The 24,134-nt window shown below is 59.3% G+C and carries 16 protein-coding genes; 7 read left to right on the top strand and 9 right to left on the bottom strand.

What is annotated here, in order from left to right; translation table 11 throughout:
* The first annotated feature begins 20 nt into the window (after positions 1-20).
* Both HMPREF3158_RS01030 and HMPREF3158_RS01025 read left to right on the top strand, forming a co-directional pair.
* On the top strand, positions 21-4,913 hold the full coding sequence (locus tag HMPREF3158_RS01030) for an ATP-dependent helicase (RefSeq protein WP_070496945.1): 4,893 nt from the start codon (positions 21-23) through the stop codon (positions 4,911-4,913).
* A 129-nt stretch (positions 4,914-5,042) separates the two neighbouring features.
* Positions 5,043-5,888 (top strand): DNA-formamidopyrimidine glycosylase family protein, encoded by an 846-nt coding sequence (locus HMPREF3158_RS01025; protein WP_070496942.1) that lies wholly within the window; start codon positions 5,043-5,045, stop codon positions 5,886-5,888.
* A 33-nt stretch (positions 5,889-5,921) separates the two neighbouring features.
* Here HMPREF3158_RS01025 and pgi read toward each other — a convergent pair whose 3' ends face one another.
* From pgi to HMPREF3158_RS01010, 3 genes are all read right to left on the bottom strand, one after another.
* Entirely contained in the window at positions 5,922-7,553 is a 1,632-nt protein-coding gene (gene pgi / locus HMPREF3158_RS01020) for a glucose-6-phosphate isomerase (RefSeq protein WP_062035597.1), read from the bottom strand.
* Between the two features lie 81 nt (positions 7,554-7,634).
* Positions 7,635-8,981 (bottom strand): Na+/H+ antiporter family protein, encoded by a 1,347-nt coding sequence (locus HMPREF3158_RS01015; RefSeq protein ID WP_070496939.1) that lies wholly within the window; start codon positions 8,979-8,981, stop codon positions 7,635-7,637.
* Between the two features lie 51 nt (positions 8,982-9,032).
* Positions 9,033-9,392, bottom strand: a complete 360-nt coding sequence (locus HMPREF3158_RS01010; protein WP_070496937.1) for a chorismate mutase — start codon at positions 9,390-9,392, stop codon at positions 9,033-9,035.
* A gap of 119 nt (positions 9,393-9,511) precedes the next feature.
* Between HMPREF3158_RS01010 and pcrA the strand changes: the two genes are divergently transcribed.
* Positions 9,512-12,127 (top strand): DNA helicase PcrA, encoded by a 2,616-nt coding sequence (pcrA, locus tag HMPREF3158_RS01005; protein ID WP_083291016.1) that lies wholly within the window; start codon positions 9,512-9,514, stop codon positions 12,125-12,127.
* A gap of 19 nt (positions 12,128-12,146) precedes the next feature.
* On the opposite strand, the gene HMPREF3158_RS01000 is transcribed toward pcrA, so the two are convergent.
* From HMPREF3158_RS01000 to HMPREF3158_RS00980, 5 genes are all read right to left on the bottom strand, one after another.
* Entirely contained in the window at positions 12,147-12,911 is a 765-nt protein-coding gene (locus HMPREF3158_RS01000) for a M23 family metallopeptidase (RefSeq protein WP_070432578.1), read from the bottom strand.
* Between the two features lie 415 nt (positions 12,912-13,326).
* Positions 13,327-16,005, bottom strand: a complete 2,679-nt coding sequence (locus HMPREF3158_RS00995; RefSeq protein WP_070455962.1) for an ABC transporter permease — start codon at positions 16,003-16,005, stop codon at positions 13,327-13,329.
* Positions 16,006-16,008: 3 nt separating this feature from the next.
* Positions 16,009-16,713: an ABC transporter ATP-binding protein gene (locus tag HMPREF3158_RS00990; RefSeq protein ID WP_070432576.1), complete on the bottom strand. Its 705-nt coding sequence runs from the start codon at positions 16,711-16,713 to the stop codon at positions 16,009-16,011.
* 3 nt (positions 16,714-16,716) lie between these two features.
* Positions 16,717-17,247 carry a PadR family transcriptional regulator gene (locus HMPREF3158_RS00985; protein WP_371326190.1) on the bottom strand — a complete coding sequence of 177 codons (531 nt, stop codon included), beginning with the start codon at positions 17,245-17,247 and terminating at the stop codon, positions 16,717-16,719.
* A gap of 244 nt (positions 17,248-17,491) precedes the next feature.
* A complete protein-coding gene (locus HMPREF3158_RS00980; RefSeq protein ID WP_070496982.1) occupies positions 17,492-18,262 on the bottom strand; it encodes a M23 family metallopeptidase in 771 nt (256 codons plus the stop codon).
* A gap of 457 nt (positions 18,263-18,719) precedes the next feature.
* On the opposite strand from HMPREF3158_RS00980, the gene HMPREF3158_RS00975 reads away from it, so the two are divergent.
* From HMPREF3158_RS00975 to purH, 3 genes are read left to right on the top strand one after another with little or no spacing between them, the layout of a single operon-like run.
* Complete coding sequence (locus HMPREF3158_RS00975; RefSeq protein WP_210386614.1) at positions 18,720-20,411, top strand: cell division protein PerM; 1,692 nt, start codon at positions 18,720-18,722, stop codon at positions 20,409-20,411.
* Positions 20,412-20,422: 11 nt separating this feature from the next.
* Positions 20,423-21,052 carry a phosphoribosylglycinamide formyltransferase gene (gene purN, locus HMPREF3158_RS00970; protein WP_061921242.1) on the top strand — a complete coding sequence of 210 codons (630 nt, stop codon included), beginning with the start codon at positions 20,423-20,425 and terminating at the stop codon, positions 21,050-21,052.
* A gap of 27 nt (positions 21,053-21,079) precedes the next feature.
* A complete protein-coding gene (gene purH / locus HMPREF3158_RS00965) occupies positions 21,080-22,615 on the top strand; it encodes a bifunctional phosphoribosylaminoimidazolecarboxamide formyltransferase/IMP cyclohydrolase (protein WP_062035593.1) in 1,536 nt (511 codons plus the stop codon).
* 90 nt (positions 22,616-22,705) lie between these two features.
* Here the strand turns inward: purH and HMPREF3158_RS12635 are convergent, their stop codons facing one another.
* Positions 22,706-22,921: a hypothetical protein gene (locus HMPREF3158_RS12635; RefSeq protein ID WP_062041578.1), complete on the bottom strand. Its 216-nt coding sequence runs from the start codon at positions 22,919-22,921 to the stop codon at positions 22,706-22,708.
* 420 nt (positions 22,922-23,341) lie between these two features.
* Between HMPREF3158_RS12635 and HMPREF3158_RS13060 the strand changes: the two genes are divergently transcribed.
* The gene (locus HMPREF3158_RS13060; protein WP_246816157.1) at positions 23,342-24,121 is read left to right on the top strand and encodes a hypothetical protein; all 780 of its coding nucleotides are present in this window, start codon (positions 23,342-23,344) and stop codon (positions 24,119-24,121) included.
* Positions 24,122-24,134: the final 13 nt, after the last annotated feature.

Here is a 24,134-nt window from a genome sequence, read left to right as displayed (position 1 = left end):
CGCGCGCGATAAAGTAAGGCATGAACAAAAACGTCCTAACCCGCTTCCGGCCCCAAGTCCGGCAATGGTTCGAGGACGTTTTCGCAGCGCCTACGCCCGTACAGCGCGAGGCATGGGAGCAGATCTCATCCGGCAACCATGCGCTCGTGGTCGCCCCCACCGGCTCCGGTAAAACCCTGGCGGCGTTTTTATGGGCCTTAAATTCCCTCGTGGAAAAGGAAGGCCAAACTGCACTGCCCGTAGGACAGCCGGTAAAGGGCGGCAACTCAGGCGTCAAGGTTTTGTATATCTCCCCGCTGAAGGCGCTTGGTGTGGACGTGGAAAATAACCTGCGTGCTCCGCTGAACGGCATCGCTCGTGCGGCAGAACGATTAGGACTTGACGCCCCCGACATCACCGTCGGCGTACGCTCCGGGGATACACCTTCTGCAGAACGCTCCCGGCAGGTACGCCGCCCGCCGGATATCCTCATCACCACTCCGGAGTCGGCTTATTTGATGCTGACCTCGAAGGCCGCGGGCATCCTATCTACCGTCGATACCGTCATCATTGATGAAATCCACGCCCTGGCTGGCACCAAGCGTGGCGTACACCTGGCGCTCACGCTCGAGCGGCTGGCGGCCGTGGCGGGGGAGTTCCAGCGCATCGGGCTATCGGCAACGGTGCGCCCGCTTTCTGCAGTGTCGAATTTTTTGGGCGGCGACAGGCCCGTGGAAATCGTGGCACCGCCGGTTGAAAAACGCTGGCAGCTTGATGTCCACGTGCCTGTGGAAGACATGTCGGATCTGCCCACCCCAGAGCAAGGCTCCACTATCGGTGAGATGACAGTGGATGATCCACTGGGCATTACTGGCCCCGCGGCGGTGGCTGATTCGGCATTGCCCACCGCGAAATCCATTTGGCCGTTTATTGAAGAAGACCTCTACGGCGAAATCATGGAGCATCGCTCCACGCTCGTGTTCGTGAACTCGCGGCGTACCGCGGAGCGCCTGACCTCCCGGCTCAATGAGCTTTATGCCATGGAGCATGATCCGGAAAGCTTGTCGCCTGCTACGCGCCGGGACCCAGCGCAGCTGATGAAGCAAGTCGACGTCGCCGGCAAGGCACCTGCCGTCATCGCTCGCGCACACCACGGCTCGGTGTCGAAGGATGAGCGCACATTGACTGAAACGATGCTCAAGGAAGGCACACTGCGAGCAGTGGTGGCCACCAGCTCGCTAGAGCTGGGCATCGACATGGGCGCAGTAGATCTAGTGGTGCAGGTGGAATCACCGCCTTCGGTAGCCTCTGGTCTGCAGCGTGTGGGCCGCGCCGGGCACTCCGTGGGCGCGGTATCGCAGGGTTCTTTCTATCCGAAGCACCGTGCTGACCTTGTGCAATCCACTCTTACCGTGGCGCGTATGCGCGAGGGCCTCATCGAGGAGATGCACTCCCCGCAGAACCCGTTAGATGTGTTGGCACAGCAGACCGTGGCAGCCGTCGCCGCCGCCGAGGTTGCTCCGGTTACCTCCCCAGATAACGCGGGTGGCCTAGACGTGGATGCCTGGTACGCCATGGTGCGCCGCGCGTGGCCCTATCGCGATTTGGCCAGGGAGGTATTCGATTCCGTCATCGACCTGGTCTCCGGCGTCTATCCCTCCACGGACTTCGCGGAGCTCAAACCCCGCGTGGTCTTCGACCGCATCACTGGCCGGCTGAGCCCGCGCCCCGGTGCGCAGCGCGTGGCTGTTACCAACGGCGGCACGATTCCGGACCGCGGAATGTTTGGCGTCTTTCTGCCTGCGGGGGCAGAAAATGCCGCGCCCCGGCGCGTGGGTGAGCTCGAGGAGGAGATGGTCTATGAATCCCGCGTGGGCGATATCTTTACCTTGGGTGCTACTAGCTGGCGCATTGAGGAAATCACGCGCGATCAGGTGATTGTCACCCCTGCGCCGGGGCACACTGGCCGGTTGCCTTTCTGGAATGGTGACCAGGCAGGACGTCCCTATGAGCTAGGCAAGGCCTTGGGTGCTTATCGCCGGCAGGTGCACCTTTCTCCAGAGATCATCCAGGACGCAGATGGGCATGCGGTGGATAACATCGTGGCCTATCTGCAGGAACAGCATGAGGCCACGGGTGTTATTCCGGATGAGAAGACCTTGGTTCTCGAGCGCTTTAAGGACGAACTCGGGGATTGGCGCGTGGTGTTGCACACGCCGTTCGGCCGGGGCATGAATGCCGCCTGGGCGCTTGCGGTGGGGCAGCGGGTGGCGGAGCTGACCGGCATGGACGCGCAGGCAGTGGCTGGTGACGACGGTATCGTCCTGCGCTTGCCCGAGGGGGAAAAGGGGCCGGATGCTGCGCTTTTTCTTTTCGACGCCGATGAAATTTCGGACATCGTGGCCGAGCAGGTGGGCGGTTCCGCGCTCTTTGCCTCACGTTTTCGTGAGTGTGCCGCGCGTGCGCTGTTGCTGCCGCGCCGCAATCCCGGCAAGCGCGCGCCGCTGTGGCAGCAGCGTCAGCGGGCGGAACAGCTTCTCGACGTCGCGCGGAAGTACCCTTCCTTTCCCATCATCCTGGAGACGGTCCGCGAGGTCCTGCAGGATGTCTATGATCTGCCGGCGTTGACGGAAACCATGCGCGAGCTGGCTTTGCGTCGCATCCGCGTCGTGGAGGTGACCACTGAGCAGCCTTCGCCTTTTGCTTCGACGCTGCTGTTTAATTACACCGGCGCTTTCATGTACGAGGGCGATTCTCCGCTGGCGGAAAAGCGGGCGGCGGCGCTGGCGCTTGATCCGGCGCTTCTGGCCAAGCTTTTGGGCACGGTGGAGCTGCGGGAGCTTTTAGATCCGGAGGTCATCGAGCAGGTGCACGCCCAGCTGCAGCGCACCTCCGCGGAGCGTCGGGCGCGTACGACGGAGGAAGTCGCGGACCTGCTGCGGGTGCTGGGGCCGATTCCGGTGGAAGAGATGGCGGAGCATGCCTCGGTGCCGCTGAGCGCAATCGATTCTCTGGGCGCCCGCGTGATGCGGGTGCGCATTGCCGGACGCGAGCACTTCGCGCAACCTCTTGATGCGCCGCTGCTTCGCGACGGACTCGGCGTGCCCGTCCCGCCTGGTGTTGCCGCGCAACAGTCCACCATCACCGATGCCTTGCAACAGCTGGTCTCGCGTTGGGCACGCACCCGCGGTCCTTTCGTGCTGGGGGACTTGCAGGCGGCCTTTGGCCTTTCGGCCTCGGCAGCACACACCGCGCTGGCGAGTCTCGATAGCGTGGTGGAAGGCCGCTACCGCCAAGGAATCGAGGAGACCGAGTACTGCGCTGCGGAGGTCTTGCGCACCATTCGCTCGCGCTCGCTGGCAGCGGCACGCGCTGCAACGGAGCCTGTTAGCGCCGCCGCTTTCGGACGCTTCTTGCCCGATTGGCAGCAGGTAGCGCCCGTGGGCAAGCGTCCTGCGCTACGCGGGGCGGATGGCGTCTACAGCGTGATTGAACAGCTCGCCGGCGTGCGTCTGCCAGCCTCTGCGTGGGAGTCGCTGATTCTGCCGACGCGCGTGGGCGATTACTCACCGATCATGCTCGATGAGCTGACCTCTAACGGCGAGGTGCTCATCGTGGGCGCTGGCAAGGCTGGCACGAATGACCCGTGGATCATGTTGCTGCCGGTGGACTACGCGGCGCAGTTGGCGCCGCAGGTTGACCCTGACGAGCAAGGGTTGAGCATGCTGCAATTAGCGGCGCTGGAGGTCCTGCGCGGTGGCGGCAGTTACCTGTTTAACGATATCGCGGCGCAGGTGCCTGGCACTGCCGAGGAGCTGCGGGAAGCGCTGTGGCAGCTGGTAGAAATGGGCCTGGTTAGTCCCGATTCCTTTGCGCCAATCCGCACACACATTGCCGCGGCCGGTTCGCGCTCGGGAGCAACTGCGCACCGCGCTAAGCGACGCCCCACCCGTTCCCGGCTGCGCATGGGACGCACGTCCTTTGCCCAAACGCAGGGCCTCGGCGGGGCCGCAACCGCCCCCGACGTGGCCGGCCGTTGGGCTGCTTCCGTGTCAGGCCAAGGCGTCGACGCGACGAGCCGCTCCGTAGCACACGGTGAGGCTTGGCTTGACCGCTATGGCGTGCTCACTCGGGGTTCCGTGGTGGCCGAGGACGTGCTCGGCGGCTTCGCGCTGGCCTATAAAGTGCTCTCTGGCTTTGAGGAATCTGGCAAGGCGATGCGCGGCTATGTGATTGAAGGGCTTGGCGCGGCGCAGTTTTCTACTCCCGCGGTCATCGATCGCTTGCGTGGCATGAACGATTCTCCCGACGTGACGGGCTGGCCATCTGGCACTGCGAGCACTGCGGAAATTAATACCTACGTGCTCGCCGCGACGGATCCCGCCAACCCATATGGTGCAGCCCTTGCTTGGCCGCAGCGCGATGGCGCGGACAGCGGCCACGGCCCCACCCGTAGCGCCGGTGCCCTAGTGGTGCTGATGGACGGCCTCTGCGTGGCGCATCTAACCCGCGGTGGAAAGACGCTGACAACTTTCTTGGACGCCCTGCCTGAGGGCATCGATGCTGATGAAGTGCTTGGCAAAGTGCTTGAAGGTCTCACGGAGCTCATCGCCGCAGGGCGCTTGAGCCCGCTGGTGATTGAGAAAATCAACGGAGCGCCCGCATTCGAATCGGCAATCGCCACTCGTTTGCGAGGCCTTGGCGCAGGTATCAGTCCCCGTGGCGTGCGGATCTCGGCCAAGGCTGCGCCGCCGCGCACGTCCCGCCGCATCGAAGACAACCGCAGCGACCCCTGGCAAAAGCCCATGGAGCCACGCCGCGGCCGAAGCGTTTCGGAAGCTCTGGCGGAGCTACCGGATTTAAGCTTTGACGATCCTCCCGAACCAGGCCGTGGCGCGCCGGGTGGATTTCGTCCGCGGGGCAGCCGCCGCTAGAAACCGAACTCAAACGCTAAAACCAGGATGGCAAATCCGAGATGGTAAATCCATGTGCCATGTGCCTCAGCGGCTACCGGGTACTTCATCTTTAACGAGCTGGTTTTGCCATCTAGTTAGACTGGTTGCATGCCAGAAGGTGATTCCGTCCTGCAGTTGTCCAATAAGCTGCAGTTTATGACCGGCCGCGAGGTCACCGGGGCGTCGCTTAGGGTGCCCCGGTATGCCACCGTGCATTTGGAGGGCAGCACAGTTTCTCGTGTGTGGCCTTATGGAAAGCATCTTTTCATGCAGTTCGCGCGGCCCGATGCTGAAAGCTTGGTGCTACATACTCACTTGAAGATGGAAGGCCAGTGGGCCATTCACTACAAGGGCGATAGGTGGCGCAAGCCGGGCCATAGCGCGCGGGTGGTGCTGCAGCTCGCTAGTAGCCCGCGCGATATTGAGCTGGTGGGCCACTGGCTGGGCATGGTCGAGGCCTATCCTGCCTCCTTGTACAACGAGCGGATTTCGCATTTGGGCCCAGATATCTTGAGCGAGCAGTGGGAGTCTGAGGGCGCGGACGAAGCCGCGCGGCGAATCTTAAGCCAGCCCACCCGTACCATTGGGGCGGCGCTGCTGGATCAGAAAAACGTGGCCGGAATCGGCAACGAATACAGGGCGGAGGCCTGCTTCATCGCGGGCGTGCACCCGGCCCTTCGCGTGGCCCAAGTGGATGTGCCGCGGATTCTGGAGATATCGCGGCGCATCATGTGGGCCAACCGCAACTCCCCAGTGCGCGTGACCACGGGCGTGCGGCGCGCCGGGGAGACCACCTACGTCTTCGGCAGAAATAACGCCAAGTGCAGGCGGTGTGGCACGCCAATTGCCAAGTCGACGCTCGGCGGCGTTGACGCCGGCGGGGAAGAAGGCGAGCTGGAGCGCATCATCTGGTGGTGCCCGCATTGCCAGCCCTATTTCCGGGCCAGGGCTTAATAGGCTTCGAGCCACCCGTTAAGCGCTAGGAGCTTAACGGGTGGAGCGGTACCAGCCGATGAGCTCATCGGTGGATTGGTCGCCAGAGTTTGCTTCCTCCTTGCCGGAGACTGCTGGCGCGAGGTCGTTCGCCTGCTGCTTGCCCAGCTCCACGCCCCATTGGTCAAAGGAGTTGATATCCCAGATAACGCCCTGAGTGAACACGATGTGCTCGTAGAGTGCGATGAGCGCGCCCAACACAGCCGGGGTCAGCTGCTCCGCCATGATGGTAGTGGTCGGACGGTTGCCCGGCATGACCTTGTGAGGAACCAGCTCAGGGGCAACGCCTTCCGCCGTGATTTCCTCGGCAGTCTTGCCGAATGCCAGAACCTTGGTCTGAGCAAAGAAGTTACCCATCAGCAGATCGTGCATGGAGCCGGTGCCGTCGGCAGTAGGGAAGTCCTGCTGCGGGCGAGCAAAACCGATGAAGTCCGCCGGGATAAGGCGAGTGCCCTGGTGGATGAGCTGGAAGAAAGCGTGTTGGCCGTTGGTGCCCGGCTCGCCCCAGTAGATTTCCCCAGTGCCCGTGGAAACTGCGGTGCCGTCGCGGCGAACGGACTTGCCGTTGGACTCCATGGTCAGCTGCTGCAGATAAGCAGGGAAGCGGCCTAGGTCCTCAGAATAAGGCAGGACCGCATGGGTCTGTGCGCCGTGGAAGTCGGAGTACCACACGCCGAGCATGCCCATCAGGACCGGCAGGTTCTGCGCCAGCTCCGCGGTGCGGAAGTGCTCGTCCATCGCATGGAAACCGGCAAGCATGTCCATGAAGTTATCCGCGCCGATGGTGCACATCAGGGACAGGCCGATGGCGGAATCCATGGAGTAGCGGCCGCCCACCCAGTTCCAGAAGCCGAACATGTTCGCAGTGTCGATGCCGAACTCGGAGACCTTCTCGGCGTTGGTCGATACAGCAACGAAGTGCTTGGCCACTGCCGCCTCATCACCCAACTTATTGATGAGCCACGCGCGCGCCGCGTGCGCATTGGTCAGGGTCTCTTGGGTGGTAAAGGTCTTAGAAGCAATGATGAACAGAGTCTCCTCAGCTTCTACCTGGTCCAGCGCCGCAGCCATGTCAGCCGGGTCAACGTTGGAGACAAAAAGTGCCTTGATGCCGGCGTCTTCGTAGCTGCGCAGCGCCTTCGAGGCCATGGCCGGGCCCAAGTCGGAGCCGCCGATACCGATGTTGACCACGGTGCGAATCTTCTTACCCGTATGCCCCAGCCAGCTGCCATCGCGCAGGGAATCTGAAAAGTCGCGCATGCGGCCCAAAACTTCGTGAACATCAGCCACTGCGTCTTGTCCATCCACACTAAGCTGCGCATCTGCCGGCTGGCGCAGGGCGGTGTGCAGGACTGCGCGGTCCTCAGTGTTGTTGATGTGTTCGCCGGCGAACATGGCATCGCGGCGACCTTCTACATCTGCAGCGCGGGCAAGTTCTACCAAAGCCGCTAGGACATCGTCATCAACCAGGTTCTTGGAAAGATCGACATGCAGCCCCGCAGCGTCGAAAGTTAAGCGAGCCGCACGTTGCGGGTCAGCGGCGAAGAGCTCACGTAGATTGAGGTCTTTCTTCTCCGCAAAGAGCTGCACAAGTGCGTTCCACTGGGGCTGGGTGGTGATGTCCATTACAAGGGCCTTTCTGGCTTTAGTCAGACACTAAAAATTACGGATACCACCGTAGTCCACGCGGGAGCATTTTGCCGTTAGCTACAGGACCATTGCTCCAATCCAGCCGGCGATGAGAAGCGGGATATTAAAGTGCAGGAAGGTCGGGATGACCGAATCGCGGATGTGATCGTGCTGGCCGTCGGCGCCCAGACCCGCTGTGGGGCCGAGGGTGGAATCGGAGGCGGGGGAGCCGGCGTCGCCAAGCGCGCCTGCAGTGCCGACGATGGCCACCGTCGCGGCGGGGCTAAAGCCCAGTGACATGCACAGCGGAACATAGATGACGGAGATGATGGGGAGTGTGGAGAAGGAAGAACCGATGCCCATCGTCACGATAAGTCCCACGATGAGCATGACCGCGGCGGCCATCATCTTGTTGCTGCCGAAGATATCGCTGGTTGCATTCACCAGTTCCTCGACCTGACCTGTCGCCGTCATGACAGAGGCAAAGCCCTGGGCAGTAATCATGATGAAACCGATGAGCGCCATCATGCGCATGCCATCGGAGAAGACATCGTCTGCCTTGCGCCAATCGATGGCGCCGGTGACCAACATGATGCCAAGTCCTGTCAGGGCACCAACCATGAGGCCATCGGATTCGAAATCCATCGCCTGCATCGCAATCTGCACGCCAAAGGTGGCAATGATAGCCACAACGCAGACCCAAATCTTGTAACGCGACGGGGCTTCTTCGGTTGGCTCTTCATTGCTGAGCGGGGCATCGGTGTAATCACGTGGCTTGCGGTAGCTGAAGAAGATGGCAATCAGCAGGCCAGAGAGCATACCAAGGGCAGGAATGCCCATCACCTTCATGATCGAGATGCCGTCAGTGTTAAGTCCCGCTTCGGAGATATTGAACAGCAAGATGTCGTTCAAGAAGATGGAGCCGAAGCCCACCGGTAGGAACATGTAGGTGGTGACCAGGCCGAAGGTCAGGCAGCAGGTAATCAGACGTCGGTCGATGCGCAGGGCATTCATGACCTTGAGTAGTGGCGGCACGATAAGCGGGATGAACGCGATGTGCACGGGGATGACGTTCTGGCTCATCACAGCCATGGCGATGAGGCCGGCGACCAAGATCCACTTGGTGGCTTGTGCTGCGCTTGGCGACGCCCCGTCTCCCCCGATCTTGCGGATCAGGGCGTTGGCGAGCAGCTGCGGCACGCCTGCCGCGGCGACCGCCATGGCAAAGGCGCCCAGTAATGCATAGCTCAGGGCAATTTTGGCACCGCCACCGAGGCCATCCTGGAAAGCGACCATGGTGCCATCGAGCCCCATGCCGGAAAGCAGGCCGCCCGTCAGCGCGCCGAGGAATAGCGCGACGACGACATGCACGCGCAAAAGTGCGAGGACGAGCATGACGATGACCGCGACAAGAACTGCATTCATGGCGAAGAGGATACTGTATTTTTTCCAGAAAGATGAAATTTATTGAAAGATTTAGCCGAGTTTTCCGCGGCCCATGCGCAGCAGCGCAGAGGCGATGGCTGGGCCTTCCTCACCGAGCTCGTCGCGAAATTGGTTGAGAATGGCAATCTCGCGGGTGTGCACCAGCTTGGTGCCGCCGGCGTTCATGCGCGTGCGCCCAATGGTTTGGGAGATTTCCGTGCGGCGCTTTGCAGCGTCGAGGATAACGCGATCCAAGCGGTTGATTTCCTTGCGATAGTTCTGAATCTCCGCATCGCTCAAGGGATCATCGGTGCCGGAGGGCATGCGGATCTCCATGCCGTTGTCCACAACGTTGGTATCGAGGTTATTGGCGTGTGCGGAGTTTTCAGTCGGGTTGTTCGCAGAGGACATAGCCCAAGATTCTGCCACTTAAAAACCAAAAAGGAAACTGCAGCAGATAAATTCGAATTCCCCTGCATAAGGCGTGTTATGAGGGGATGTCCGGTGGTGCTAGTAGGTTGGTAGGCACTATGAGTAATGCGTCTGAATTTACCCCAGCCCCACACCCAGATGGAAAAAATTCTGCCAACAGCCAGCCGGATCTTTTTGGCGGCTTTGGCGGTTTCGGTGGCCCAGCCCGGCCTGCCGCGCCGCAGTCACAGTCGGGTGGCTTTGGGGCTCCTACTTCGAGGGGGCCTGCTGCTGGTGCTGCATCGAACCCAGCTGGCGCGCCTGGTGCTGTGGACCCCGATCCGCTTACTGAGGGCCTTAACCCGCAGCAGCTTGAGGCGGTTACGCACGCTGGTTCGCCGCTGCTGATTGTGGCGGGTGCGGGCTCTGGTAAGACTGCTGTGCTTACCCGCCGCATTGCTTATCTTATGCGCAATCGTGGGGTGGCTCCGTGGGAGATTTTGGCTATTACCTTTACCAACAAGGCCGCCACGGAGATGAAAGAGCGCGTGGGCCAGCTGGTGGGGCCAGTGGCCGAGCGGATGTGGGTTTCTACCTTCCACTCCATCTGCGTGCGGATCTTGCGTCAAAATGCGCAGCTGGTGCAGGGACTGAACACCAACTTCACTATTTATGACGGTGACGATGCACGCCGCCTTTTGACCATGATCGCCAAAGACATGCAGTTGGATCTAAAGAAGTACACCGCCCGTGTGCTGGCCAATCAGATTTCGAATCACAAAAATGAGCTGGTCTCGCCGGCTGACGCTTTGGCAGAAGCAGAAAAGACCAAGAATCCTTTCGAGATTACGGTTGCACGCGTCTTCGATGAATATCAGCGCCGCTTACGTGCAGCCAATTCCGTGGACTTCGATGACCTCATCGGTGAGGTAGTGCGTATCTTCCATCAGCACCCACAGGTGGTGGATTTCTATAGTCGCCGCTTCAAGCACGTTCTTATCGATGAGTATCAAGACACCAACCATGCGCAGTATGCGCTGGTTTCTGCATTGGTGGGTAGGGGAGAGCTAGGCCCCGATGCACCAGAATTGTGCGTGGTGGGTGACTCAGATCAGTCCATTTATGCCTTCCGTGGCGCTACGATCCGCAACATTCAGGAATTCGAGCGTGACTATCCGCAGGCGCACACCATTTTGTTGGAGCAGAACTATCGCTCCACTCAGACCATTCTGAACGCGGCGAACGCTCTCATCGCGAAGAACGAGGGCCGCCGTGAGAAGAACCTGTGGACTGCGCACGGCGAAGGCGCGAAGATCGTCGGCTATGTCGCCGATAACGAGCATGATGAGGCCCGTTTTATTGCTTCTGAGATCGACTCTCTGGCAGATAAGGGCCGCGCCTATTCCGATATGGCGATCATGTACCGCACGAACAATGCCTCGCGTGCGTTGGAAGATATCTTTGTTCGCTCCGGAATCCCGTACAAGGTTGTGGGCGGCACTCGCTTCTATGAACGCCGCGAAATCCGTGACATGGTGGCTTATCTGCGCATCATTGATAATCCGGATGACACAGTGAGCCTGCGCCGCATTATCAACGTTCCCAAGCGCGCCATCGGTGATAAGGCGCAATCCCAGATCGCGCTGCATGCAGAGAACCTGGGAGTGAGCTTTGGAAAGGCCCTGTACGATGCCGCCGCGGGCAACATTGCCGGCCTGGGCACACGAGCCGTTAATGCAGTGTCGAAGTTCAACGAGATGATGGAAGGCATCCGCGCTCAGATTCCGGGCATGACTAACGAGGTTATTCATCAGCCGGATCTTGGTGATCTGCTCAGTGCAGTGCTCGATGCCACTGGATACCGTGCGGAGTTGGAGAACTCGAATGATCCACAGGATGGCGCGCGGCTGGATAACCTCAACGAGTTGGTTTCCGTAGCCCGAGAATTTAGCTCCGAGGCGGCTAATCAGATGGCGTTTACCGGAGCCGACGCTGTAGAAGATTTAAGCCCAGAGCTCGCCGAGGGGGAGGCCCTACCCGGCTCGCTCCAGGCTTTCCTAGAGAAGGTGTCTTTGGTAGCTGACGCAGACCAAATCCCTGACAACAAAACTGGCGTGGTCACGCTGATGACCTTGCACACTGCCAAGGGCTTGGAGTTCCCAGTCGTCTTCCTCACCGGTTGGGAAGATGGCCAATTCCCGCACATGCGCTCTTTAGGGGACCCGAAAGAGCTCAGTGAGGAACGCCGCTTGGCTTATGTGGGCATCACACGCGCCCGCGAGCAGCTCTATCTCACCCGCGCGATTCTTCGTTCGTCCTGGGGTAACCCGATGACGAATCCGGCCAGTCGCTTCCTCGCCGAGGTCCCTGAAGACCTCATCGACTGGCGCCGTGAAGAACCAGACAGCTCGCTGTCTAGTGCATGGGGCGGAGATGATTCCTACCAATATGGCCGCTCCTATGGCTCCGATTGGTCCGGCTGGGGCAGAACCTCACCGCGCGCTACGTCTTCCCCTTCGCAACGCACGCGTAAGCCTGCTCCTACCAGCTCGATGCCTAAGAACAACCAGCTGAATTTAGTTGTGGGAGACCGCGTCAACCACGCCAAGTACGGCCTAGGAACGGTCATCGATGCCTCCGGTTCCGGTCCACGCGCCACGGTGACGGTGGACTTCGGAAGCGCCGGCAAAGTGCGCTTGATGCTCATCGGCGGCGTGCCGATGGAAAAGCTTTAAGCGCTTTTAGGCGGTTCGCTTAGATGTTGATGCCACGCTGAGCGAACCAGTCGACCGGGTCCACGGCTGCGCCGCCGCCCGGGTGCACCTCGAAGTGGAGGTGCGGGCCGGTGGACTGACCCTCGTTGCCGATCACGGAGATCTGCTGTCCAGCAGAGACTCGGTCGCCGACGTTTACGAGGAGCTGGTCACCTGGCATGTGGCCATAGACGGAGATGGTTCCATCGTCGTGCTGGATGCGGATCCAGTGGCCAAAGCCTTGAGCCGGACCAGAGGAGATAACTTCACCGTCCATGATGGAGTAAATCGGCGTGCCAATCGGGTTGGCAATATCGATACCGTTGTGGAAGGCGCCCCAGCGCGGGCCGAAGCCGGAAGTAAGAGTGCCGGAAGTAGGGAACACCACGGTGTTGCCCGCGGAGTCCTGGCTCTTCGTCGGTTTTAGGCCGGAGTGGTTGCCGGAAGGTGCGAAAGCCTGGGCAAGCCCCGGAACACTCGAAGGGTCGAGAACGATGTTCAGCGCGCCGCCCTCATTCGATACCTCTGGGGTAGCAGCGCCCGCGAGTACGCCGGCCGTGGACTTGGTCAGCCCAACGAAGGCGTCGATAAGCGTTGCGTTATCTGCATTTGTAGATACTTCTGGCTGTGACGAGCCATCAGAGACGTCTACGCTAGCTGCCGGCTGCGCGGCAGAGGCGGTAGCGCCCATGGTGGTGGCAAGGGTGGCGCAAACTGTCAAGGCAGTAAGCGCCACAGTCTTGCGTGCGCGGGAATTGCGCTTCATAACTTCAAGTCCTTTTCATGACGGAGCATGGTCGGGGTGGCTCGGTTAAGCCTGTGGTGCCAAACGGACGCGTTTCGACACGCCGAAAAAGTTCAATCCGGAATATCGAGGCCGTTTATGGCAACGAGATAAAGTTATCGAGCTTTTCGTACTGTTGCAATTGTGAAAATTGCAGGTAAAGACAGGAAATGTTCGAAAATTATTCGAACATGCCAGCATGTTACACATGTTACTAATGTGAAAATAGTTACGACTGTGAAGTATGGGTTTAGGTTGTGGGGGTGGATATTGGGGGTGACGTTATGGGGCTGCCAGGATTCATTCAGTAAAAGCCCCTCCTGAGCTGCGACAAGGCCTGTACCTAGACTTGGTACAGGTCTTGCGTTCGGGTCAATTTGCTGTTGTGGCTCTTGGGCTAATCGTTTTGTTCAGCCTCGACTGCACTTAAGCGCCGGTGCACCAACCAGGAACCGCCCGCACCAAGCAAAGGCACTATGAACACGCCCGCAAGTTGCCACCAGTCCATGCTGTAGAGATCTCCCTGATAGAACAGCTCGTTTGCTTCGGGCCTGCCTGGACGCGGCACACGAATCATGATGATTCCAATAATCTCGCCGACGATGAAACCGAGCGTCATGCCGATCGTGCCAACCAACCACGTGCGCCAAGCGGCGACCTTCGGCATGAGGGAAGGTTCTGCACCCAAAGACTCAAAGAGCTTTCCGCTGCGGCGTAGCGCTGCCGCGGAGTTGGCGATGATGAGCACTAACAAGATGAAGCCGATGCCCCATAGGGCAATGGCAGGGGCGTATTCCTTTGCCTTGCTCGTGGTCTTTGTGAAGGAAATCTCGTATTCGCCGCCGGTAGCGTTTTCTACGGCTTCTTCAATTTCCTTCTGTTGGCTGCGCTCCAAAGTCTTATCGAAGACAATCGCCGTGCCGATTCGGGAGGAGGAGATCTTTAGCTTCTTTGCCGCCGCAGGGCTAACCAACCTGAGATCGCGGCCCAACGCGGGAAGCGCCTCGACCGCAGGCAGCGTAGCGCTAACCTCTTCGCGCGGTTCGGTTTGGCCCTGTGGGGTCCGAACAGCGGTGAACTCGGCATGGTCGCGCCCATCGAGGTGGCTGTTATGGGTCAAGACAACTCCGCCCTTACGGAGTGTATCTGCCGCCGCTTGGCGGTCAGCATCGCTGTCGAAGTTCCAGAGGTCGAGCGTTTCGGGCGTTGCTTCTAGCGTGCGGCCATAGCGAGTGAAGGCGCTAGACGGGAACCACGTCATCATGTCATGCAGACAATTCTGCCGTGCTTCTCCAGACTCATCGGTCCTGCGGCCATCTTTGTCGATGAAGGTAGCCTGCTCGACAGAGTCGTTGTAGGAAGTCTGCTCGCAGGTGTAGTCATATTCCATCTCGAGAGCAATATTTGGAATGGAAGAACCAGGAATAGAGGTGGAATTCCAATCGGTATATCCAAAAGTCTCAAGGGGCTTGCCAGGCTGCAGTGCAAGCGCACTATCGATGGCTCGCTGTTCCACCTTGTTGGCCGGTGCGCCCAAGTTCTTTTGATAATCCGTGCTTCTGACTATTGCTGAGGTGGAGGGATTTACTACCGTGTCCACCTTGTCCCACCATGCTTCGTCACTGCGAACGCCTACGGAACCCGCGGCCGCAGCTAAGGTTACGGCGATGAGCGCGATAGCGGTTGGGACCGTATGGAATCCACGTCGCATGAGATCGCGGCTGGCAATCCGCAAAGCGAGGCCGTGGTGACTGCATACGCGTGCGGTGGCATATACCAGCGCGGGAACGCTTGCGGCTGTGGCGAGGAAAGCCAGCAGGATGAGCAGTGAATAGATTGACTTACCGAATGGGGTAAGCAGCGCGATGAGGATAACGGGCAATGCGACAGGGCCGTATGCCATTTCCTTGCGCCAGTTGAGGATGCGATCCGGCATGCCGCCGTGGAGGGAGGGTGCAAGCGCCTGGCGGGCGGCGAGCCACGCGGGCACCAGAGCGGCGGCCGTGGAAGCAACAATTGCGATAGCCCAGAGTGCAAGTGGATAAAGCAGTGGAACATCGAGCTTTACTCCAGGAAAACGCAGTGCCCCGATGGCATAGCTGCCTGCGAGTCCGAGCACTGCGCCGCTCGTGGCGCCGAGCAGGCCTGTGAAGAAGCCATAGGCTAATACGGCTGTAGCGATGTGCTTTGGTTGTGCGCCCTGTGCTGCCATGAGTGCGTACATGCGTGTATTCCGGCGCAAAGCGAAGCTAAACACTGGCGCGATAAGTGCAAGGAGCAGCGTAACCGCAAAAGCAAAAGAACTGGCGATGGCGATGAAGCTTAAGAAGGCTTCAAAATTTAGGTGGACGCCGCTATCGATTATCGTTGCTTCAGATAAAGATTTGTCGTAAATGCTAAAGCCTGCCGACTGCACCCGTGCGATGTCATTTTGGTTGAGCACGGTATCGCCCACGATGGCCCACGTAGCTTGCTCCGGGTGCTGGGCCAAGAACTCCGTGTTCGTAAGGACTGGTGCCGTGGCATAGCTCCTACCGCCGGGGATGATGCCCGCGACCTTTGCCTCCGATAAGCCGCCAGGGGTAGGGGAACTTATGCTGACAACATCACCTTTGTGTACTCCTAATGAACGCGCATCTGCATAGGACAAGATGAGCGTTCCCTCGTCGGGGTGCGCGGAATCGATGAGGGGTTGAGCTTTAGTGGGCGGTAAAGCACTGTCGAATTGGGTGATCTGGATATTGGAGTGCTTTGAATCGTGCTGAACTCCCACGGTGACGGGCCCAAAAATCGGGGAGGGGCGCAGGTCACCAGGCAAGATTTCTTCTGCGCGGGAAGCAAAACCCGCTGCAGGTTCCAGGTGCACCGCTTTTGTATCTTCTGAAGCCGCCACGCCAATCGTGCGCGGATTGCTTGAAAATACGTTGTGGAACCTATCGCCATTGACGCCCAGTATGCCCAGGCACACCAAAACGGCGACGGGAAGTGCAACCAATGCCACCCCGGCTAGGCTGCGCCAGCGATGGGCCAACATGTCGCGATAGGTGGGGCGGGCGGCGGCTAAAAGAGCAGACATTGACTAATGCTCCTTTCCGCTGAGGACGCCATCGCGCATCATTACAACGGAGTCGGCCCATGCGGCGAAACGTGGCTCATGGGTAACGAGAAGCCCGGCGGCGCCAGCGTCGATGCGAGAGCGCAGCACCTTCATGACTTCTTCGCTGGTGGCGGTATCGAGCGCGCCGGTCGGCTCATCCGCGAGCAATACCTGGCGCGGGCCAATGAGTGCACGGGCGATTGCGGCCCTTTGCGCCTGACCGCCTGAGATTTCCTCAGGGAAGCGGTCAGCGACATTTTCCAGGCCTACTTCCGCAAGCGCAATTTCAGCGGCCTCGCGGCACTTCTTAGGGCTAACGCCATCTAATTCAAGGGGTAGGGTGACGTTCTCACCGATGCTGAGGGTGGGCACCAAGCTGAAGTCCTGGAAGACGAAACCTAGGTTCCGGCGGCGCAACTGAGCGGCAGCAGATTTGGACAGCCCCGCAGCATCCTCGCCGTTGACAAGCACGCGTCCAGAGGTCGGTGGCAGCAGGAGCCCAGCGACGTTGAGCAACGTGGACTTGCCGGAACCAGAAGGGCCCATGATGGCGATGAGCTTGCCGGGATGAAGCTGCAGGTTTGCCTCCTTAAGTGCGGTAACTTGGCGCGCACCAGAGCCGAACTCGCGGGAGACATTATGAAGCTCAAGTGGTAAAGGGTGGGTGGTTTCTTCGCTGTTATGCATGGTCTATTCCTCTGGTTGATTGGAAGTAGAAGCGGAGGTGTGGGGATTTAGAGCCTCAGCCCGGTCGAGCCACCGCAGCAGTGCTTCAAGGTCAAAGATTTCGCGTTCGAGGGCCAGCTGCGTGGCGCTGCGGGTTTCAGGTAATTCGGCGGCCTGCTGGTTTAGAAGCCGAAGCTGCTTCAGGGTGGCAAAGCGCTGGGCATCCAGAATTTCAATGGCATCGACGTCGCTGCGTTGGGCAGCGAGCGCTACCTTGAGGACGAGTTCATCTCTTTCGAGCGCATGCTTGGCGACGCCCCGCGTCCACCAGTCCGCAAGCTCCGCACGGCCTTGTGTAGTGATGCGATAGGTCGTGGCATGCCTGCCCGTGGGGCCTACGGCTGTGCCGTGCTCCTCGATGAAGTTGTCTCTTTCGAGTCGTTTTAGCGTTTGTGCAACTTGGCCGATGTTGAGTGGCCATAGTCCATCCAGCGCTTCCGCGAAGTGGCTTTGCAGCATGCTGGCGGTAGCTGGCTCAGCGCTAAGGAGCGACAAGAGAGAATGTTTAATGGACATATTTCCTGCCAGGGGGATGGATATAGATCTTGGAAAGTTGCCGGTCAAGCCGATAGTAATCATTGATTACCGGGTAACCTATAGCGTAGCTTACTGGGTAAGTAATGCGGCGGCAAGGGTGGGTGGCCAAAACCACGAAAGCGGCAACAGGAAGCGAAGTCCTGTTACCGCTTAAACCAGGTGAGAAGGAGGGTGGGAAGAAGGAATTTAAAAAGCTAAAGCTTTAGGAGATGTTGATTCCGCGGGCTGCGAACCAAGAGATTGGGTCAACTGCGCCCTGGCCTGCTGGGTGAATCTCGAAGTGCAGGTGGGAACCGGTGGAAAAGCCCATTGAACCCATGCCGGCAATCTTCTGGCCGGCATGCACGCGCTCGCCAACTGCAACGTCCAGGGTCTGCATGTGGCCGTAGACGGTCATGGAGCCGTCATCGTGCTTGATGCGGATCCACTGGCCGAAACCGGAAGCTGGGCCGGAATCGATGACGGTGCCGTCCATAGCGGCGAGGATTGGGGTACCGACAGCGTTAGCGATGTCGATGCCAGAGTGGAAGGAACCCCATCGTGGTCCGAATCCGGAGGTGAAAGTGCCCTCGGCTGGGCGGACGACGGATGGTGCGCGGGATGCTTCATCGGCAGCAGCACGTGCCTCAGATGCCTGAACTGCCTTATCCAGCTGAGCGGAAAGATCTGCTACCGGCTTTGCCTCGGCAACGTTCAGGATCTGTGGGGTAGCGGAGGCAGCTTCCTCGGCGGCAGCCTGGGCGCCATTCTGAACGTCCTGCAGGGCGTTAGACTCGGTAGCAAGGTTGTAGTCGACGGTCTGCGCCTTCATGCCGGCATTGTCTGCTTGAAGGTTGGCAGCTGCTGCGCCACCGACACCTGCGGTGGACACAGCTCCTGCAGCGACGGTCACCAGTGCTAGACGACCTTTCGCAGTCTGCGAGGTGGCGATCTGGCGGTGACGGCCGGCGTTCCGCTGAGTCTTGCTTCGCATGATTTCTTCTTCCATTGTCTTCACAATCCGCCAACCGCACCTGCACTAGAAACCAAAAAATTAAGCGTTACGTCTTTGGGCGGTTGGTTACTGGATTGTGACCTTCCTGTTACCAACGAGATGTAACAGTAGCGTCTCGAAATAATAACAGCAAGCCGTTATGGAAATTTTTCGACCTTTTCGGTGAAATTAGCTGGACAGGGGCCTGAAAGGGTTTGTGTCACACTTTAGGTAGAGCTAGCGATAATCGTAATTGGCCAGTATAGACGGTGTATGTTTGCTCAGAGTGCACGGTCATCACGGTAGCGTTAATGGTTGCTTTCCGTTCCATACAGTATATATTGCGCTGTTGTGCGCCTGAGCTAGCACCTTAAGGTTAGTGCGAAGTGCCGCCAATTCAGCTTGTTATCGTCGCGCCAACCCAAAATGGACGATGGGCCATGGCAAAGTGGACGCGATGAACAAAAACACCAGCCCTCAAACGCGGTCGGCTTCCCGTTCGCGCGCGCAAGTGCGCGGGCGCGGTGGCGCCGGCTCATCCAAACCAGCTGCACGCGTGGCCAACAAGGTTGGCTCCCAGGCGCGCGCCCGTCGAGCTACCGCGCCTACCACTTTGGCCGGGCGCATCCGCCGAATGCTGTGGACGGTGGCAATCCCTAACGCCGTCGTGGTGTTGGTAGTGCTTGCAGTGGCATTGGCGGCGCTGCTTTTAACAAGCTCGCCTTTGGCATGGCTGCCCACGATCGTTGCCGAAGCGTGGATGGTGTTTAACCTCGCGCCGATTTCGGCAGGCGGAATTGAGCTTTCCGTTTTACCGCTGCTGCCCGCAGGAATCTTATCCTTAATTGTCGGGCGCCGGATCCGTCAGGCGATCAAGCATAAGGTCAGCATCAAAGATCTTTTGGTCCTCTTAGGCTGTGTTGTCGGTGTGCCGTTGCTTCTCACGATCATCGCGTGGCTGATGTTGTGGGACGCCGGCAAGGTATTTGACGTCTCGCCGCCTAATTTCTTCGTGGTCTTGCCGCGCATGCTTCTGCTACATCTGTCGGCGCTGGCCGGTGGCATGGGTTCGCGCTTGTGGAAGGCATTGGCCAAACGTTTCGGTATGCCGCGCATGCTTGTCGACGCCGCGCAAGTAGCGCTGCGTTACCTCGGTGTGCTTTTTGCTGCCTCGGCAGTAGTGTGCCTCATCGTCGCCATTGTGGGCTGGTCCCGTCAGAGCGAGATGATGAATGCGTACCCGAGCATCGATGGCTTGGGTGGATTCCTGCTCTACCTGATTAGCGCTCTGTATATCCCAAACGCAGTTATCGGCACAGGCGGCATTCTGTCTGGTTCTGAATTCCAGTTCGGCCCGGAAAGCAGCATCAGCCTGTTTAGCATCCACATGGTTTCCTTGCCGCCGCTGCCAATCGTGGGCGTAGTTCCTTCTTCCATTGCGCCTTGGGCGGTGGGCCTTCTCGTTGTTCCGATCGCCTCGGCCATCTATGTGGTCTGGCGCGCACGCCGCCACGTGAACTTTTTCTTTGCGGTCGCTGCGAGTGCCTTTGTTGTTTTCTTTACCCTGCTTTTGAGCTACTTCGTTTCCGGCGTGCTTGGCATCTATGGCACAACGGGCCTAAACGTGTGGACCGCAACGGGTCTCGTGGCGTTATGGTTTGCGGCAATCGCATTGGGCTTTGCCTGTGCCTTCGCAATCGGCGCCTGGCATGCATCCCGCAACGCCTCGGCAGCAGCCGCCGCGGAATCCGACAAGGCTGAGGAAGCTGCGGCGGACGCTGCATTTGCAGACGCCGAAGCAGAAGAAGCCGAAGTGGAAGACGCTGAAGTGGAAGAAACTGCGCCAAACTCTTCCAACGACGCCGTGGCGGAATCGGTTAAACCGGATGCTGCAAGTGAAAATGCCACGGGTGAGGAATCGGCCGAAGAGGAGTCTGTGCCGGAAGAACCAATGGGTGCCCCTGAAGAGGAGTCGGTTGCAGACGCTCCAGAAGATGATGAGGCTGATGAAACAGCTGTAGAAAAGGCAAACGAATCGGCCGAAGAAGCAGCGGAAGAAACGGCAAAGTCCGCCGATTCTGGGGTAGAAGCGGAAGTCATCGACGGCGAAATTGTCGAAGAATTCCCGCAGGAGCCTCACAAGGACTAGGCTTATGTCCCGTGACTTCACAGCATCAGCCACAAGGCGAAACCGTCCGCACCTCCCGTCCGATTGAAATCGTCGTTCTGGTCTCCGGAACCGGCTCACTCCTGCAAGCCATCATCGATGCGCAGGATGAGAACTATCGTGTGGTCAAGGTCGTCGCTGACGTTCCTTGTCAGGGGGTAGAGCGCGCGAAAGCTGCTGGTATTGAAGCAGAAGTAGTAGAGATGGGTGCAGACCGCGCCGAATGGAATAAACGTCTGGTTGCCGCAGTAGAAGCTGCGCAACCAGACGTTGTTGTTTCGGCTGGTTTCATGAAGATTCTGGGCGCAGATTTCCTCGCCCGCTTCGAAGGCCGCACCATCAATACCCACCCGGCTTTGCTTCCGTCCTTCAAGGGCGCACACGGTGTACGTGACGCGCTCGAGTACGGAGTGAAGGTCACAGGTTCAACCGTCCACTTTGTTGATGCCGGTGTAGATACCGGTCGCATCATTGCCCAGGAGCCAGTCTTGGTTCGGCAGGATGATGATGAGGCTTCGCTGCACGAGCGCATCAAGGTGGTCGAGCGCCAACTCATCGTTAAAGTCTTGCGCGCCGTTCAGGTAGCGCAGGATGCCAACGCAACCATTTCGATTCAGCTCTAAGACTTTTAGGAAGGCTTTCTCCGCACCATGAGCGATGACCGTAAGCAGATCAAGCGCGCGCTGATTAGCGTCTATGACAAGACTGGGCTCGAGGATCTCGCCCGCTCCCTCGACGCTGCCGGCGTTGAGATTGTGTCCACCGGTTCCACCGCCGCCAAGATTGCAGACCTTGGCATCAACGTCACCCCAGTGGAAAAGCTCACTGGCTTCCCGGAGTGCCTCGAAGGCCGCGTGAAGACCCTGCACCCGAAGGTTCACGCTGGCATCTTGGCGGATACCCGCAAGTCGGATCACCTCTCTCAGCTAGAAGAGCTCGGTGTGGAGGCATTCCAGCTGGTCGTGGTGAACCTGTACCCATTCCGTGAGACCGTTGCTTCCGGCGCTGACTTCGATGGCTGTGTTGAGCAGATCGATATCGGAGGTCCATCCATGGTCCGCGCTGCGGCTAAGAACCACCCATCCGTTGCCATCGTCGTTGATCCGGCGCGTTACGGCGACGTCGCAGAGGCTGCAAAGAAGGGCGGCTTCACCTTGGAGGAGCGTCGCGGCCTGGCACGCGATGCATTCCTGCACACTGCTGACTACGACGCGGCTGTCTCCGCATGGTTCGTGGACCAGCTCACCGAGGGCGGCGCCACCACGACGCTGCGCTACGGCGAGAACTCACACCAAAAGGCCACCGTTACCCGCGATGGCTCCGGCAAGGGCCTGGCTAACGCGCAGCAGCTGAACGGCAAGGAGATGTCCTACAACAACTACCAGGACGCTGACGCCGCGTGGCGTGCTGCATGGGATCACGAGCGTCCGTGCGTTGCCATCATCAAGCACGCCAACCCGTGCGGTATCGCCGTGTCTGATGAGTCCATCGCTGCGGCACACCGCGCCGCGCATGCGTGCGACCCGCTCTCCGCATTCGGCGGCGTCATCGCCGTCAACCGCGAGGTCAGCGTCGAGATGGCCAAGCAGGTCAAGGACATCTTCACCGAGGTCATCGTCGCTCCGTCTTACGAGGATGGCGCGGTGGATATCCTCAAGGAGAAGAAGAACCTCCGCATCCTCGTTGCCGAGCACGAGGCTCCGGCAGAGGAAATCAAGCACATCTCCGGTGGCGTCCTGCGCCAGGAGCCGGATACTTACCAGGCCGAGGGCGATAAGCCGGAGAACTGGCAGCTGGTGTCGGGCGAGTCGCTGTCCGATGCTGACCTAGCTGAGCTCGAGTTCGCATGGCGCGCAGTGCGCTCAGTTAAGTCCAACGCCATCCTGCTGACCAAGGACAATGCCGCTGTGGGCGTGGGCATGGGCCAGGTTAACCGCGTTGACTCCGCGAAGCTGGCGGTCGAGCGCGCTAACACGCTTGCCGACGGCGCGAACCGCACCGCGGGTGCTTTCGCTGCTTCGGATGCCTTCTTCCCATTCGCTGATGGCCTGGAGGTTCTGCTCGACGCTGGCGTCAAGGCCGTCGTCCAGCCGGGCGGCTCCATTCGTGACGAAGAGGTCATCGAGGCCGCCAAGCAGGCCGGCGTGACCATGTACTTCACCGGCACTCGCCACTTCTTCCACTAATTCGCTATCGCGAATTAGTACGTTGCGCCGCTAATTAGGCGCAGCGCTAGTTGGCTGAGGGGCCTGGCAACTTATGGTTGCTGGGCCCCTTTAGACGTTTTCGGATGGAACGTCGCTCATGGTCGTTGGCGCAGTTGAGGCTGGCGTCGAGGTTGGTGTTGGCACCGTGTCTGCTGGGGCGTTTGGAATGTCTTTTGGCAGCAGGAAATATGCCGCGGCCCCTAAGACAATGGCGAGGAAGAGGAAGGCGGCAATCAGACCGATGATTGCGCCGCTAATCAATCCTTTGCCGTTGTGCGCTGGCATTTGCGCGCCGAAGTTATTAGGTTGCGTAGCCGATGCCGGGGGCGCGGGGTTCGTACCGGGGGCAAAAGATCCGGAACCAAATTGCGGCGATGATTTTGGCGCAGAAAACTGCGGGGAGCCAAACTGGGGCGATGAATTAGGGCGCGAGTTATTAGGCTGCGAGCCAAAACCTGGATAGTTCGTCATAGGGATTTCTAAAACGGCCTTTCCTCAACAAAGACAGTGGCGAATCACATAAGCAGTGATAGCAATAGTGACAATGTAACCGAAGTTTTGGCTACTTCGCCCACTACCAAGGAAATTTCCCCAGATCCGCCTACTTCGGGTGAGTTCTGCACAAAAATTAGCTGGTCGAAGGGCACGCGTGTGCCATAATCAGAAATCTAAGTAATTACCATATCCCTGCATATAGGAGACGTTTTGTCTGGCGAAAACAACGGCTTTGGCCCCTACCAAGGCGCAAACGAAGCACCCAATACCAACCCTTGGGCAAAACAGTCAGGCGGGCAGAACGCGGCGGATCAACCACAACAGCAATTCCCGCAAGGCTACTCACAGCAGGGGTACCCGCCGCAGGACTATGGGCAATACGAGCAGTCCAACATGGGTTCACCATTTGCTGGTGACTCCGCGCCGTACTATGCGCAAGACGGATACGGTCAGCAGTATGGTCCTGCGGATTACAGCCAGGCGGCGCCGGTGTACCAAGAAAAGCGCTCGAGCGGTACGAAGTGGGCAATCATTGCTCTTATTGTGCTTGCCGTCATCGCGCTCTGCGCTGCTTTGGCATTTTTCCTTCTCAAGGGCGGCAGCGATGAGAAGAACGCCAGCCCGATGCTGACAACCTCTGCAGAAGCAACCACCGAGGCGCCAACAACCGAAGAAACGACCAAGGCTCCGGAACGCCCAGCGTATCCCTCGCTTCCGGCCGGTGCGGTGGCCGCAAACGACGCAGCTATGTCTGGTGCTGCGGGCGGAGACCTGAACAACGTCTACCGTGATTCCACGATGACCTCTCCTGAGTTCGCCCGCGCCGTCCGCGATGCATACGTACAGCATTACCTAGATACCAAGGAATATAACGCGGTCATCACCGCATATAGCCCGGTTACTGGCATCAACTACACGATGGATTGCCGTGACAACGGCGAATATGTCACCTGCACTGGCGGCAACAACGCCATTGTTTACATCGTTTAATCGGCTCCGGCAG

The sequence above is a fragment of the Corynebacterium sp. HMSC06G04 genome, from assembly GCF_001807365.1.
In the GTDB taxonomy this organism is placed as follows: domain Bacteria; phylum Actinomycetota; class Actinomycetes; order Mycobacteriales; family Mycobacteriaceae; genus Corynebacterium; species Corynebacterium simulans.
Note: the sequence above shows the minus strand (reverse complement) of the source record. Positions and strands in the feature narration are given on the sequence as shown.